Below are 15,606 nucleotides of genomic sequence, written 5' to 3' on the forward strand. Positions count from 1 at the left end.
TTACTGCTATACATTGTCAATCAAAAAGGTGAAATCCCACAAAAAGAGATTGGCGAACTTCTTCATTTAACGCCTTCCACCATTACTCGATTACTCGATAAGTTAGAGCGAAAGGGATATGTTGAAAAGCAGTCTATGGGAAAAAATGTTTACCTTAAATCCACCTCAGAAGGATTAGCACAACAACAGCAAATTGTTAATTCTTGGAACTGTTTGCATAACAGCTATCAAAGTATTTTAACACCGGAGGAAAGCACCAGTTATCTTGAATTAAGCAGCAAACTCTTGGAAAAATTAACAGACAAATAAAAACAATGGTAGGAGGTTATTTAATATGAAAGAAATATTTATAAGAAGAAGCATCCGTAAGTTTACCGAACAGCCTGTTGAGGTGGAAAAAATAGAAAAGTTAATCAAAGCCGCCATGCAGGCACCCTCTGCTGCCAATCAGCAGCCATGGGAATTTATCGTCGTGCAGGACAAGGAAAACCTGTTGAAGCTTTCCGAAACTTCACCTTATGCAAAACCTGTAGCAAATTCCCCAGTAACCTTTGTTCTTCTTGGTAATGACGCCCATATAAAGGTTCCAACCGGTTGGGAGCAAGATATGAGTGCTGCAGCGGAAAATATGTTGCTGGAAGCCGTACATTTGGGTCTAGGTGGTGTATGGTTTGGTATTGCCACAGCTAATTCCGCAGTGGAAAATGTACGTAAGTTGTTCGATCTCCCTGAAAATATACGTCCCTTCGCCTTAATCTCTGTCGGCTATCCCGACGGTCAGGAAAACGTATTTGTCGATCGCTATCAATCAGAACGTGTACATTACGAAAAATGGTAAATGAAGAGGAGAAATGAAAATGATTACAGTAATTGCGCAAAACCAAATTAAGACTGAAAAATTAAACGATTTTATTGCACTCGTTACCCAATTGGTGCAGGACACAAGGAAAAATGATGCCGGCTGTATTCGGTATGAACTTTTGCAGGATGCGAAAACTCCCAATCTTCTGACTATGTTGGAAGTATGGGAAAATCAGGAGGCACTGAGCAGTCATATGAAGTCAAAGCACTTTCAAGAAGCATCCCCCCTGCTTGCCGATTATCTGGAAAAACCAGGCGAAGTCCATCTCTATACAACGTTGATTTGACAGAACGGGAGGCTATGAAGATAGAATTTCCCATTGAAGAAACAGTAAAAAACCGTCGTAGCATACGGTGGTTCTAATTCAGCCTATATCTTCACCCCCCCCTTTATGACCCGAGAAAAACTTGGCGTCTATGGCATGTAAACTATAAAAGAAGCAAGAGGCATTGGAAACTCCTATGCCTCTTGCTTTTCTTAAGCTTTCGCCTATACTTTAAAAATAAACACTCCAATTTCAAGGGAAAAGGCAAGGACTACTCCATATACAGTGGCAGCAAAACCAAGGCAGGCTTACAGCACCACCGCCAAGCTGTTCAGGGGAATCTCATGGGGCAAATATACATAAATCATTGGAATGTCAATGCCCAAAAGATCTTCCGACATTTTTAATGTAAGCTGATTCAAGTCAAGAGAAATTATTAATGAGATTTGCCTCATTCGATTGCCTTAATACGATCTATCAATGATTGTTTTCCCAGATAACGCACAACCAATGTTGAATAGCAAAGTTGAATTATCGCTAAGATTGCCGTAAACAGAGCGACCGCCATCCAAGGAAAATGATAGGTTAAAGTGCCAAAGATACCAACTTGATTAAAGAAAGTGCAGATAACAAATCCTGAAGGAGCACCAACCGCAACAGCGAGAATAAGCGCAATGCCAACATACCACAGGCATTCCGCGGAAAGCATAGAAACCAATTGTCTGCTACTCATGCCTACTGACTGCAAAATTCCCACCTCCTGTTTCTTTGCCAAAAGATTCGTCATCAGTGTGTTCACTAAATTGACCAGCGCAAACAAGAACAAGAATGTAACCAATGCATATAGCCCCTTTATCATCTGACCAGCCATATCCCTTAAACTGTCCGCAAGATCTGTTCGGGAAGTAATATCAATCCGTCCATCGGTGGTAACGGAGAAAACTGCGTTCCGCACTTCTTCTGAGTCTTTATCCGTATATACATTCCACACCGTATTAAAGTTCTTAACCTTCGGATAAAGCTTGGATAGCGTTTTATCCGTAACCAAAAAGGGAGATGCGCTCACACCAGTTTTAATATAGCTCTCTGCAATTCCAAGAACAACCAGCTCCACACTTTGGCCATCATATCCTTTGCAAAAAAGCACATCACCAACGTTTGGCGCATAATCATTATACCGTGCAAGAAGTTGTTCAGGATCAGCAATTACTACACCTGTTTTTTCAGTCATGGTCTTATAATCCACGTCCCCTTCGCTTATAAATTCAGGATATAAAAACTGAGCGAATTGTTCTTGTGTCAATCCAATAAAGGAAAATCCCCCCGGATTCTTCGGCAAGCTTACTTCTGCATAGCTGCTGTTGTAACACGTAACCCCAGTGACAAAATCCAAACTGAGAAAGGTTTCGTACAACGTGTTATCAAACGGATTTTCCTCTAATACAGTATGTTGTTCTTCCAAACTGGGATGAGAAAGACTGAGCATATAATTTCCCCCATCTCCCAGATTTTGCGCCGCCATACTGTCCACATCAAAAGATACAGCATAGGTAGCGACACACATTAGCATAACGGCAGTTAGTCCTAGAGAAATAAACGTTAGAACAGACTTTTTCCTGTTACGCACAAAACTCATTCTGGCCAAGGACAGAGGGGTTATATGGCGATGTAATGGCTTGGAAATGTTTTTTCCTTCCTGCCCCGAATAAAGAGTCATCCTCACCGCTTCAATTGCCGACACTTTCCCCGCCATGCGGATTGGTACACAGGTAGCAAGAAGCACCGATAAGGTCATTACAGTCGCTACACCAAATGCTGATCGCAGATTAGTTCCCCACTGCCAATATTCAGGCATCCACGCAAATATAGCACATCCGGCAATCATGATTCCAAGCGGAATAGAACGCAGGCAAAGAATCAATGTTTCTCGCCGCACAATACGCTTTAGTTGTTTGGAGGTCGTACCAATTACCTTTAGTCGTCCGTATTCTCGAAACTTCCCGGACACAGAAATATAGAAAAGACTGTATATAACTACACTAGAAGCGAAAACCAACAGAAAACCAACCAGATAAAGCATGGTATTATCGGATGATTGAAACCCGACCATATCAAAGTAATTGGAGCTATAGAAGATTTTATCTTCCGGTACACGCTGTTTCAGTAAAAAGCCTTTAATCTGGTCTTTTAAAGTATCCATATTTTCTTCATTACCACCAGTCAAGCGAAAACGGAAGTCAAAAGTGGGAATAGAAGAAGAACGGGTAACAGCATATGCTTTAGATGTAAAAATTGTAAAAGATCGGGATGTATTATCGCTCCGTAAAATGCCTGTCACCATATAATCTCGCTTTATCCCATCCCCCATATCCAACTGAATAAGCTGTCCTGTGACAGCCGGCAGGTTAAGATACTGTAAAAATGGCAGTTCCACCATAATTTCCGTCTCTGCCTCTGGCAAACGACCGTCAATATCCGGCCGTCCTGCAAGCCGAATCTGATTTTCATCTTCATACAATACCGTCAAAGAGGTATCCCGATAGCGTATTGCACCGATTGTTTTGGCAACACCCCATTGCTCAACCTCCGGCTGTTCTGAAATAGTGTCGATTACTTCCTGCGTAATGCCGGCGCAAACTGCTTGATATTGTCCCCTAATGAGATTCACCAATTGCATATTCTGTGCAGAAAGATAAAAGCACAATGTGGATAGAAGCACTGTTGCAAATATAATCGTAATAACAACAAATAGATTTCGGCGCTTATCTGCTTTCAGACTTCTGTCTGCCAGTTTCCTTACGATAGCTCCTGTGTCATTTTCAAACGGCAATGTCATAATATCCCCTCCTTTTAATCAACGATTTTGCCATCTTCAATCCGCACAATCCCATCGGCAAGTTGAGCAATTTCGCTGTTATGGGTAATCATGACTATTGTTTGACAGAACTCCGCACTGGTACGCTTTAAAAGTCCCAAAACATCCGCACTCGTCTTGCTGTCGAGGTTTCCTGTTGGTTCATCTGCCAACACAATAGCTGGTTTTGTAATCAGGGCACGGGCAATTGCTACCCTCTGCTGTTGACCTCCGGAAAGGTTGTTTGGCATGTTTTTCACCTTATCCTCCAGCCCAAGCATAGATACCACATCACTCATAAAACTCCTGTCTACGGTGTCGCCGTCCAGCTCCACAGGCAAAACAATATTCTCATAAACATTGAGGATCGGTACTAGGTTATAATTTTGAAAAACAAAGCCGATGTTTCTGCGGCGAAAGATAGTCAGCTGTTCATCATTCATCTTTGCCAGCTCCTTGTTATTTACCGTAACACTGCCGGAGATAGGCGTATCCAATCCTCCCATCATATGAAGCAGCGTAGATTTGCCTGAGCCGGAGGTTCCAACCACAGCAATAAACTCCCCCCTCTCCACAGAAAAGGTCACGCCGTCAAGGGCCCGGGTAAGGTTCGGCTCTGTGCCGTAATATTTTCTTAAGTCTGTTGTTTGTAAAATACCCACATTTAAACACCTGCCTTTTAAGTTTTATGAGTATATTCTAGAATCCAATTGTTACAGAAACCTCCTAAAATAAAAGTTTCATTAAAATACTTATAGGAGATTCTATACTGCACTCTCCTCATGCCACCATATAGGAATGGTGGCTTGAATACAAGCCTTTTCTATATTCTTGTTGTGTTCATGTGGGCCAAACACATTTACATTGTGCGTTCAAACATAGAAGGATTCAAGAAACGAATCGTCTTAAAAGCAAAGGCCCTCCGACACTTTTGATGTCAAAGGGCTTTCACAAGACTTTAAACCATTTATTTAATTGGACTGTGCTTTCTCAATTGTACTACCTTAATCATAATGAACTTAAAAACCAGTAAGTGGCATAATGCTGGCCAGTATTAATAAAAATAAGTATCACATAGGAATGAAATAAGATGAAGTATGTGGCACAGATAATATAAGAAGTCAAGTTTACTACTCTAATAACTTTGTCGCCGGGCTACCTGAAGAACGGACGAAATAAAAAAGAGTCATCAAGTCCAGCTCAACATAAATTAGAATGAAACTCTTATTGATATTTCTGGGGTTTCATCTACCGCAAGAAAAAATCAATTTCTCACACGACAACAAATCAGCAATAGATACCGAGAAAAATTTGATATGCTTTTGAGTGAATCAATAGTAGAATAACCCTTGCCCCTTTCCCATTTTGAGAAAGCAGTTCTGGACAAAAAAAATTATTCTGTAAGCTTTTCTTATGTCTTTAATTTTTCTTTTTAAAGCTGTTCCATCCCCTCTAAATATTTTACAGATAGCCCTCAATTCTAAAGAGATACTTGTTCTACAGGGAAATTCTTTTATTGTTATGCATTTCAGGCTGTTAGCTGGCTATGTTATTATCTGTGCATTTAATCGTTGCTCCCTTTTTCACCCTGTACATAATCATCGTGGTAAAAATACAGAAAAGGTAGAACCCTTGCCAACTTCCGAACGCACCTTGATATAACCTCCCTGCATGGTTATAATCTCGCGGACCAGATAAAGCCCGATACCAATGCCATCCACCTCATGCACGGTATCTCCACGATAGAAACGCTTGAATATCGCAGCTTGCTCACTTTCCGGGATGCCTTTGCCTGTATCTATAATATCAAGCTTTACATACATTTCCCATTCCTGAACGACTATATGAAGATTTCCTTTCACAGACGTATATTTCACTGCATTGTCTAGCAGATTAAAGAGAGCTTCCGCGGTCCAGCGAGGATCATGAACAATACAAAGATCTTCCGGACAAGTCATAAGAAGCCCTAATTCTTTCTTCTCCAATGCTGACAGCACACCATTTACAGCAGTCACAATCGTCTCATAAATCGGAGAAGACTTTTTCTCCAACACAATCAAGCCCGTTTCCAGTCGGGATGTTTTTACTAACGCCTGAATCATAAAATCTAATTTGTCCAACTGGCTTCCTGCAGCTGTTAAAAACTCCTTTTGCTTTTCCTCCGGCACGGATCGTCCCAACAAGGTATCGGTAATCATCTTTAGATTTGCTATCGGCGTTTTCGTTTGATGGGAAATATCTGCAACAAGCGTTTGAAGTGCTGACTTTTCCACCTCTAACTTTCGGCGGTTTTCCAGCATTGTATGATAAAGCCGCTCTAGGCGATGACTGATACGAGTCAACAGACTTTCCTCATCCAAATTGATCTCTGGTTTTTCATGCCCATTCATCATACCATCTAATGTTCGGCATAGATCGGAGGTGAATTCCAATAACTTTTTCTGTAATAGGTGCACTAAGACAGCCCCCCACAGTAACAGAGCAGTGGTCAGTAACAATCCACCATAAAATACAATTGAATTTCCGGTTAATGCATACATCCCTATCATAAGGGAAAGTGCAGTTATAACAGCACCCGCCGAGACTGTAAGAACAATCTTGCGAACAGAAAAGCAGCTTGTCTTCATGGGAGGTCACCACCAATCCATTGATACCCCATGCCATAAGTGGTCTTTATGTACTTACGATAATCGGATTCAATTTTCTTGCGAATACGGCTGATCATTGTGGTCAATGTATGCTCGTCTACAAAGTCACCGTCGATGTCCCACAGCTTTTCTAGGAGTAGGCGCTTCGTCAATATAATCCGGGGATTCTTAACAAAAAGAAATAAGGTTAGGTACTCCTTAGGAGTAAGATCGATCAGATTACCGTTTAAGGTAGCCCATTGCGCTGAAAAATCTATTTTTAAAAAGCCATCATCGTACAACTCATGCTTCGGCATCCTGGTAACCAAGTTTTCAAAGACAGCGGCTATTTTCTTTATCAGCACCGCAATCGAAAAGGGCTTCGTAATATAATCCGCACCACCGGCCTCATAGCCTTCTATCATATCACTTTCCTGGTCATTTGCAGTTAAAAATATAAGATAAGTATCCATCCCACATTCTTTCATTTCACGGCATAAATCAAGCCCGCTGCCGTCGGGCAGATTTATGTCCAGTAATATTAAATCGAACTTGTCCCTGCGAAGATGACAACGGGCTGCGGTACAATTAGATGCTGAAATAACCTCATAATCATCTGAAGTCAGATTGTATACTAATGTCTTGTTCAAAAGAGCATCATCCTCTACAACTAATATCCTTTTTATACCAACACCTCCTCTTTTTATGGGAATCCCCATGTTCATATATATATATCTGCATTTCTATCTTTGGATATTGTGTATATTACTATTTGCATAGCAATATACACATCATGCGTTTTATTGTAGTGTATCTATCTTTTTGCCTCTTAAACACTCAAATAAAATGGATTATCCCTTCGAAACTTCCATTCACTGTTGCTAGCATACGCTATTATGTATATACACTGATACGTTTCTTCCATAATTGCACATATCAATGGCATATAAATGCATATCTACATGCTATTTATATTAAGCCCAGTTCTTGTTGACATTTTAACAAGCTCTTGCAATTCAGTCAATACTAACGCATAGTAACTGTTATAGTAAGACGATTCGTCTGAGTACAGAAAAAAAGCTGAACTATTTCAACAAAGGTGTTCTTTGGGCAGAAGGTGCATTGTAACAGTACAGAGATTCGTTTGCAAGTGTTCAAATGTTACTAAAAAATCGTGCAGCAAATCTATTTCTTATGTAGCCGACTTATGTCACTGCAGCGAATCTGCATCAGCATAGTCGGTAGTGACCACACATAAATAACCCTCCAAACTTTTTGAGTCTGAAGGGCTATAAAGATTTGAGCATTAATAAAACCAATTTAATATATTATCTTTCTTTTTTTAACAAGTGACAATTTTATATTCAGAAAACTGTTTCATAAGGGCAGGGTTCGATAAACAGACTACGCATCTTACATCCTGTGGCTTTGCGTCCTTATCTTTCAACAAAGTTACCTGTTTAATTTTAGCATGTAATTAAGATCCTTTTGATAACATAACCCCCATCCAATTCATTCTTAATTTACTATTTTGAGGGTTTTCATTTAGGATAATGATTGTTTTATTTACCACTTTTGTATAAGTAATTTTTAATTTTCTGAAAAGTCTCTTCACTTATGATATGCTCTATTTGGCAAGCCTCTTGCTCTGCAATTTCAGGGGATATTCCAACCATAACAAGCTGATTTTTAAAGAAGCAATGGCGTTCATATATTTTTTCTGCGACCTTTTGCCCTGAATCAGTTAAATGAAGGTATCCTTCTTGATCCATATTCAAAAAACCACCTTTTTTGAGTATGGAAACAGCGTGACTAATGCTGGGTTTTGTATACCCCATGTATCGGGCTAGATCCACCGAACGTACCTCGCCTGTTTGTTTCTTCAACACAAAAATTGCTTCCAGATAATCCTCACCTGATGCATGAAGTTGCATATTTCTTCCCTCCTAATTTATTTTAATTTCCATCCAATCGCCTTTTTGCGGGCATTAATGAATTGATCATAGATACCAATTTGATTTAATAGCCCTTCATGTGTACCTTGCTGCACGATATGTCCGTCAGCCAGAACAAAAATCCAATCAGCATTTCGTATTGTTTTCAGTCGATGTGCAATCATAATAACCGTTTTGTTTTTTGTTAATTCTGCAATCGCCTCCATTAGCATGTTCTCATTTTCGGGATCGACACTGGAGGTAGCTTCATCCAATATGATGATGGGCGCATCTTTCAAAATAGCACGAGCGAAAGAAATTCGCTGTTTTTCGCCACCTGACAACGATGCGCCGCCTTCTCCAATAACAGTGTCGTAGCCATCAGGAAGACTCATAATAAAGTCATGACAGCAAGCCTTCTTTGCCGCAAGCTTTACATCCTCATGCGATGCATTTGGTTTTCCAAATTTAATGTTGTTTTCAATGGTATCCGCAAACAAATAAACCTTCTGAAACACCTCACTTATGTTTGTCAATAGGCTATCCAGCGTATAGTTGCGGACATCTATGCCACCAATTGTGATTTTTCCTCCATCCACGTCCCAAAAACGGGCAATGAGATTACAGAGAGTACTCTTGCCTGCGCCAGAAGGCCCAACAATAGCAGTTGTTGTTTTCTGTGGGATTGACAAGCTGACATGATCCAGAATTTTATGATCACCATAAGAAAAAGAAACATTTTCGAATGCAATATCGTAATTAGACGGAGTTTGTACCCTCCCATTCTCATCCATGACAGGTGTTCTATTAATTTCATCAACTTTATCAATTGAGACATCCAGTAGTCGCAATAGCGAAGACGTATTCCCGGCTGATTGAAGTTGCCCGAAAAGCATAAAGGAAGCAACCGTCATCAACAGGCATATTGACAAACTCATAGAGCCGTCAAGGTGAAAAATCAACGCTTCAGTCATGATTACAACGCTAGTGCCATAAAGGATAATTTGTTGTAAAGCAGTATAAGGAACAAATAAATGCTCTAATTTCAGGTTTTTGTTTTTGCTTTCTAAAATAGCTTGTTTTATTTTACTGTTGGAGTTTCGCCCGAGGTTAAAGGATTTGACAATTAACATTCCTTGCACATACTCCAATACTTTTGTGACAAGGGATTCTTGCGCCGCCTGTCTTTCAGGGGATACTTTTTCGGATTTTTTTTGCAAACTGCTGATGCACCAGATAAATAGCAAGATACCACATAAAATTGTTAATCCTATCCTCCAATCAATAGCAAACATAACAATTGTAACGACCGCTGCATGAATATATCCACCTAAAATGTTAGTCAACACTGTTGATGCATTGTTCTCAATGTCTCCCATGGTGGTAGTAACAACAGAAGTTAAATTGCCCAGATTGTGATCACTGAAATATCCCATAGGCATATACTTAATGCGGTCGCCAATATGAATGCGCTTTTCGGCGCACATTAAATAACCGATTTTTACTTTGTAAAAATCCGAAATATAGCTGCAAATAATTTTCAAAATCATACTGGCAAAAGTAATTCCAAATATCTGCCAGATTGTTGCCGTTTTAAAACCATTTATCAAGCCAGAAAAAACCAGAGCAAGCGCAGCAAATGACATCATATCGAAAATTGAATGTAATACTGAAAACAGAATTGTCGTTTTTAGTATTCCTTGCATTTTACCTGAAAAACAATATATTTTTTTTAATGTACGAATCATTTTTATCTCCCCTTAAGCAACATCTTTTGTATCCATGTGGGCTTTCCACATTTCCTGATACAAAGCGCATGTCTGAAGCAGGTTCTGATGAGTACCTTCCGCTTCAATATGTCCATTCTTTACCACAACAATCTTGTCTGCGTCGGTAATCGTTGAGAGACGATGTGCAATCATCAGAACTGTTTTTCCGGCAATGATCTTCGCCATTGCTTCCTGAATCAATGCTTCGTTTTCTGCATCAATATAGGCAGTTGCTTCGTCGAGAATAACAATAGGCGCGTTTTTCAACACAGCTCTTGCAATCGCAATTCTCTGTCGCTCCCCTCCGGAAAGATGTCCACCTGCCCCACCTACGACTGTTTGGAAACCATTTTCCAATTTCAAGATAAAGTCATAGCACCCACAATCCTTTGCTGCCTGATATACCTCTTCATCCGTCGCGGTAGGCTTTCCCATTCGGATATTTTCAAGTACTGTTTCATCAAATAAATAGTTGTCCTGCGATATGTAGGCAACCTGATCCATCAACTGTTCTAACGGAATTTCTCGTATATTGATACCATCAATTTTAACCGCTCCATCAGTCACATCCCAAAAACCCGCAATCAACTTTGTAATCGTAGACTTACCGCTTCCACTAGGACCAACAAAAGCTGTAATCGTTTTTTCTGGAATATTAAGGTTAATATGCTCTAAAAGTGATGTGCCCTCTTCATAAGAAAAACTTACATTCTCCATTGAGATGCTAGACGTATTGAGTTTGACCGGTTGCACAGGTCGTTCCAACTCTTTTTCGTCCAGTACAGAACAGATTTCTCCTACAAGAGACTTCATCTGCGCAATGCTGTCTGTAAAATTCATCGCATTGAGAATAGGCGTAATAATTCCCAGTGCCAAAACAATGCATGTGATAAAAACTGCAACACTCAAGCTGCCATTTTGGTATAAGACGCAACCAACGGGAAGTACACTGACCAACACACTTGGCCAAACCGTAAACAACATAGACTTATAAACCTGAACACTCTTCATCCAATTTACAGCATATAAAGCATTATCCTCAACGGCATCAGAATACTTCTGATAAGAATTAGCAGATTGATTAAACGCTTTGATAACTTCAATTCCTCCGATATACTCTACAACCGTATTCGTCATCTTACGAACGCGCATCATCAGCCCCTGAAATTTTTCTTCGTAGCCATTCGTCATTCCTTTGTAGCAGAGCATACCAATTGGTAACGTTACCATGGAGGCAAGCGCCATTCTCCAGTCAAGAAACAGTAGATAAATTAAGATGCATACTGGAATACAAAAATTCGCAGTTAATTCAGGGATCAGGTGGGCCAGCGTTGTTTCCATACCTTCTACCCTATCCACAAGAATATTTTTGATTTGACCGGACGGGGTGTTAATGATATATCCCATCGGAACTCTTGTGAGTTTGTCCACAAGCTGAATTCGAATTTCAGACAGTGTTTCAAATGTTGCGGTATGGGAAACAAAAGTAGAATGATTGAAAAAGCATACTTTTGCTAAAAAGCCAACACCCGCTATCACGCACCATCTCAAATAAACGGCAACAACCGTTTCCCCTCCCATCAACAACAGTACGATTTTAGAAACTGCAAAAAACGGCACTAACCCAGCGGCAACACCGAGGATTGCTAAAACCATTGATAAGACATATTTACCCTTGTATGGAGCTGCAAGTTCCATCAATCTAGACATAGGATTTTGTTCTTTATCCATTTCATATTCAATCCTTTCTTAATAAAATAGAGGTTGGTTAATTTACGTTAACCAACCTCTATTTTAGTGATTTCATTTTTTCCTGCTACTCTGATAAGCCTGTTAACCCTCTATTTAGACAAAAGCTTTCAACATTACTGAGCAGGCTGCACATTGTTAATGTCAAAGAACTGAGGAACGCTGGAAAATGTGTATCCTGCAATTTTAGAGGTATTATACACCACCAAATCCTTTGAATAGGAAATAGGCAAGTCAATAACATTATCATTGGAAATATTCAATGCGGTGGCAATCCCATCCTGAACTGCGTCAGGCTCCGCAGTTGTGGAGAATTGATTAACCGTAGCGGAATAATCCTCAAAATCACTCAAGGCTTTCAGAGAAACTGCATGAGGATCGGCGCCAAGCGTTTCCTGAAGGAATTTGTGGGGTTCTGTATAAGAACCTTCCGTGTTCCAAGTTGTAATATCATAGTTGCCAGCAACGCCTTCTGTCCACCATGTCATCTGATCTTGTCCAGTGGTTTCAGCATTAATGCCCACTTTAGCTAGTTGTGTTTTTATCGCTAAGGCCATTTCCTGTGCAAGAGAAATATCTGCCCAATAGGTATAGCTTAGCGTAAGTGCTTTCCCATTCTTCTCACGGAAACCTGATTTTTCGTTCATAACCCAGCCCCCTTCATCCAGCAAGGAATTTGCCTTGTCTAAATCAAATTTTCGCATGGTTTTGTATTTAATTTCTGTATAAGGTGCACCTTTACTGAACAATGTCGTAGCAGGAGTTTCATAACCATAGGTCAGCCCCTCAGTGATCTCCTGCTTATTAATTGCATATGCAATCGCTTCACGGATCTTAACATCGCTCAGCATTGGGTTAGCAGCATTTAGTACCAAGTTACGTGTCAACGTATTACCTTCATTTATTTTACCCGCAATACCATCCAGAGTGATTGCCTGATTGTAATCATCGTATGTAATTAGTTCTGCTCCATAAATCATATCTACTTCTCCGGTCTGTAACGCCTGTAGGCGAGAAGAAGCCTCTGGAATATATTTTACGGTGACCTCATCATAATACGGAGCTTCCCCCCAATATTTTTCGTTCCGAACAAAGCGAGTGCAGTCTCCAGAAATAATCTCATCTCGCACATAAGGGCCAGTTCCTACAACATCCTTGAATGTTTGGAAATTGCCCCCTTCGAAGATTTTAGGGGACATCATACCTGCAACATTCTGGAAACAGAAATCATTTAAATAAGAGAAGCATGGAGCCTCATAATGAACAGCTACGGTGTATTTATCAATTGCCTCAACACTCTGGATATTATAAATACCCTTAATGCCACTAAAATTGGAGTTTGAACGATCAAATTCTAAAATGGCTTTTACACTTTCAGCATTAAATTCTGTTCCATCGGTAAACGTTACGCCCTGATGTAGCTTGAATGTAAGTACCGTATTGGTTTCATCCCAGCTCCAATCTTCAGCCAGCTTTGGGACAATTTTACCGTTTTCGTAGGCCACCAGCGTTTCATATACGAGACCGCAAGCAATGTTGTTTTCTTTATTCATGGTTAGAGTTGTCAGGTTATCCAGCTCCTTTGCGGTACAAATAGTTAATACCTTTGTAGAGGATGACTGGCTTGCGTCAGGTGCTTCAGCATTTTTCCCGCAGCCAGCCAAGCAAAATGTGAGGAGAACGCAACTTAAGAGCATCGAGAGTATTTTTTTCATGTTGTTTCCATCCTTTCTGTGTTGAGATTTATTTTATTAGATGACCCTGCTCCACAATCCTGCCATTTTGCATGATTGCAATCCTATCAGAAATTCGCATAGCGTCTTTCCGGCTATGGGTTACAAAAATGCAGGAACAGCGGTGCAGTTTTGCAGCGTTCTCTACTAAGGTAAGTACGGCATCTGCTGAAATCAAATCGAGACCGCTTGTCACTTCATCCATGATTAAATAATCAGGTTCAATGGCCATGGCTCGAAGCAACGATAGGCGACGCTGTTCTCCACCTGAGAGCCGGCGCACTGGGGTATCCAGCAGCTTATGATCCATATAGACAGCATCCATCAAATCATAGATACGTTGTTTTCGTTCTTTTCGGTTATACGAAGTTAAATTTATCAGTGCTTCTTCAACATTGGAAAATGCTGATCTTGCTGGATTTAGTGTACCAGAAGAGTCTTGAAAAACGGCTTGTATCTTTTTACGATGGCTTTTCCATATATGATAGTTCCACTGTGTAATATCTTCACCATCTAACAAAATGGTTCCGGATGTGGGTTTTTCCACACCAATCAGCAATCTTGCTAACGTACTTTTACCCGAACCACTTTCACCCTCAATCCCCAGATTTACGCCCTTTTCCAAACGAATGTTAATATCACAGAGTGCATGGAACTCACCTTGTGTTTCACTGCGATAAATTTGATTCACATTTTGTATTACAATTTCTCCCACTCCCATTCACCTCGATTTTCTTTCCTGCTTAAGCTTGCGAATTGTTTCATCCAATCCGATTGGGGTTTGGTTAATAGTTGATCCATATTGCCTTGTTCAATTACCTTACCTGCTCCAAGCACATAGACATTGTTACAAAGTCTTTGAAGTGCATCAACATCATGAGATACAAACAGAATGCCTTTATCCTGCATTTGCGTCTGCAACACATCTAACAACAGATTGCGATTTTCTTCATCCAGTGCAGCTGTAGGTTCGTCCGCTAGGATATAGTCTGGTGACATCCCTAATAAAATGGCTGCAGCTACTCGTTGTAGCATCCCTCCTGAAAGTTCCCCTGGATATGCATTCAGCACTCTTTGTGTATCTTTCAGATTGACTAAATCCAAATTTTCTTTAGCCAGTACGATTGCGTTGGATTGATTCAATTGCAACCGTCGTTGAAAAGTTTCTTGAATTTGATAGCCTATTTTCAATCGGCTATCAAAAGCAGTCATTGGGTTCTGTGGTATAAAACCAATCTTTTTTCCACACAAGCCACGATGATCCCTGCGTGACAAGCTGAGTAAATCGGTGTCATCCATGAAAATTTTCCCGCCTTTAATTTGGCAATCCGTATGTAACATTCCGAATATACTTCTCAGCAATGTTGTTTTTCCTGAACCGCTATGGCCTGTAAGCCCAATGATTGCCCCTGAAGGTATTTCTACCGACACTTGATTCAACAGAAAACGGCCTGATTTTTCTTTTACACTTAGTTGATTGATTTTTAACATCATGTCGCCTCCTTTTCTGTCAATCGTCTGCCCAAAATATTAAAGCAGAGCGTCGATAAAATAACGGCACCGATGGGGTACAAAATCATAATGGGATGGAGCACTAGTGCACCTCGTGCATCTAGAATCATGCTACCCCAATCTACAACGCTATCTCCCAATCCTAATCCAATGAATGAGAAAGCTGTAATTGCCAGTATCATGTCTGCACAAGATAAACAGAGAAAACGTATCATCTCCCCAATTAAATTAGGAAGGATATGAATCATCAAGATACGCAATTTTGAAGCCCCGGAGGCAACTGCACACATAACATAGGCTT

The 15,606-nt window shown here is 40.3% G+C and carries 15 protein-coding genes; 3 read left to right on the forward strand and 12 right to left on the reverse strand.

Annotated features, from left to right (window positions below; genetic code table 11):
* From RTK36_RS10285 to RTK36_RS10295, 3 genes are all read left to right on the forward strand, one after another.
* Positions 1–309: MarR family winged helix-turn-helix transcriptional regulator (locus tag RTK36_RS10285; protein ID WP_312046843.1), on the forward strand; the 309-nt coding region annotated here is incomplete at its 5' end.
* Between the two features lie 25 nt (positions 310–334).
* Positions 335–838, forward strand: coding sequence for a nitroreductase family protein (locus RTK36_RS10290; protein ID WP_312046846.1), 504 nt, complete (start codon positions 335–337; stop codon positions 836–838).
* 19 nt (positions 839–857) lie between these two features.
* On the forward strand, positions 858–1,148 hold the full coding sequence (locus RTK36_RS10295) for a putative quinol monooxygenase (protein WP_312046849.1): 291 nt from the start codon (positions 858–860) through the stop codon (positions 1,146–1,148).
* Between the two features lie 287 nt (positions 1,149–1,435).
* Here RTK36_RS10295 and RTK36_RS10300 read toward each other — a convergent pair whose 3' ends face one another.
* The 12 genes from RTK36_RS10300 to RTK36_RS10355 form a co-directional block, all read right to left on the reverse strand.
* Positions 1,436–1,582: a hypothetical protein gene (locus RTK36_RS10300; protein ID WP_312046851.1), complete on the reverse strand. Its 147-nt coding sequence runs from the start codon at positions 1,580–1,582 to the stop codon at positions 1,436–1,438.
* Positions 1,579–3,963, reverse strand: coding sequence for an ABC transporter permease (locus RTK36_RS10305; RefSeq protein WP_312046853.1), 2,385 nt, complete (start codon positions 3,961–3,963; stop codon positions 1,579–1,581). Before RTK36_RS10305 ends, RTK36_RS10300 begins: the two co-directional genes overlap by 4 nt.
* 14 nt (positions 3,964–3,977) lie before the next feature.
* On the reverse strand, positions 3,978–4,643 hold the full coding sequence (locus tag RTK36_RS10310) for an ABC transporter ATP-binding protein (protein ID WP_312046855.1): 666 nt from the start codon (positions 4,641–4,643) through the stop codon (positions 3,978–3,980).
* Between the two features lie 936 nt (positions 4,644–5,579).
* The gene (locus RTK36_RS10315; RefSeq protein ID WP_312046858.1) at positions 5,580–6,608 is read right to left on the reverse strand and encodes a sensor histidine kinase; all 1,029 of its coding nucleotides are present in this window, start codon (positions 6,606–6,608) and stop codon (positions 5,580–5,582) included.
* Positions 6,605–7,294 (reverse strand): response regulator transcription factor, encoded by a 690-nt coding sequence (locus tag RTK36_RS10320; protein ID WP_312046943.1) that lies wholly within the window; start codon positions 7,292–7,294, stop codon positions 6,605–6,607. Before RTK36_RS10320 ends, RTK36_RS10315 begins: the two co-directional genes overlap by 4 nt.
* Positions 7,295–8,170: 876 nt before the next feature.
* Entirely contained in the window at positions 8,171–8,542 is a 372-nt protein-coding gene (locus RTK36_RS10325) for a metal-dependent transcriptional regulator (RefSeq protein ID WP_312046861.1), read from the reverse strand.
* Between the two features lie 17 nt (positions 8,543–8,559).
* Positions 8,560–10,290: an ABC transporter ATP-binding protein gene (locus tag RTK36_RS10330; RefSeq protein ID WP_312046863.1), complete on the reverse strand. Its 1,731-nt coding sequence runs from the start codon at positions 10,288–10,290 to the stop codon at positions 8,560–8,562.
* A gap of 12 nt (positions 10,291–10,302) precedes the next feature.
* Positions 10,303–12,042 (reverse strand): ABC transporter ATP-binding protein, encoded by a 1,740-nt coding sequence (locus RTK36_RS10335; protein WP_312046865.1) that lies wholly within the window; start codon positions 12,040–12,042, stop codon positions 10,303–10,305.
* Positions 12,043–12,176: 134 nt separating this feature from the next.
* Positions 12,177–13,775: a nickel ABC transporter substrate-binding protein gene (locus RTK36_RS10340; RefSeq protein ID WP_312046867.1), complete on the reverse strand. Its 1,599-nt coding sequence runs from the start codon at positions 13,773–13,775 to the stop codon at positions 12,177–12,179.
* Between the two features lie 28 nt (positions 13,776–13,803).
* Positions 13,804–14,514 (reverse strand): ATP-binding cassette domain-containing protein, encoded by a 711-nt coding sequence (locus RTK36_RS10345; protein ID WP_312046870.1) that lies wholly within the window; start codon positions 14,512–14,514, stop codon positions 13,804–13,806.
* Positions 14,493–15,284 (reverse strand): ABC transporter ATP-binding protein, encoded by a 792-nt coding sequence (locus RTK36_RS10350; protein ID WP_312046874.1) that lies wholly within the window; start codon positions 15,282–15,284, stop codon positions 14,493–14,495. Before RTK36_RS10350 ends, RTK36_RS10345 begins: the two co-directional genes overlap by 22 nt.
* Positions 15,284–15,606, reverse strand: a 323-nt coding sequence (locus tag RTK36_RS10355) for an ABC transporter permease subunit (protein WP_312046877.1), incomplete at its 5' end; no start/stop codon positions are given. The genes RTK36_RS10355 and RTK36_RS10350, both read right to left, overlap by 1 nt.

This window comes from Anaerotignum sp. (genome assembly GCF_031981185.1).
Taxonomy (GTDB): Bacteria; Bacillota; Clostridia; order Lachnospirales; family Anaerotignaceae; genus Chakrabartyella.